Raw genomic sequence first — 263 nt, 5'->3', positions numbered from 1 at the left:
ATGCGTAGCTGATGGGAAGCAGGTCAATATTCCTGCACTAATGATAGATGCGATGGGGGGACGGATCGTGGATGGTTGTCCGGGTGTTGGAAGCCCCGGTCGCTGCATTGGAGAAGGCACTTAGGCAAATCCGGGTGCGTAATTCCAGGGTGTGGCGCGAGCTCCCTCGGGTGCGAAGCAATTGGAAGTGGTTCCAAGAAAAGCCTCTAAGATTCAGTCTAACGATGACCGTACCGCAAACCGACACAGGTGGGCGAGATGAG

Annotated in this window: 1 rRNA gene; it reads left to right on the top strand. The window is 55.1% G+C overall.

Going from position 1 to position 263, the window contains the following annotated elements:
• Window positions 1-263, top strand: a 23S ribosomal RNA gene (locus SB786_RS36605); the annotation flags it as partial.

This window comes from Burkholderia sp. SIMBA_062 (assembly GCF_046534765.1).
Taxonomy (GTDB): Bacteria; Pseudomonadota; Gammaproteobacteria; order Burkholderiales; family Burkholderiaceae; genus Burkholderia; species Burkholderia ambifaria.
This window is presented reverse-complemented; position numbering and strand designations above follow the sequence as displayed.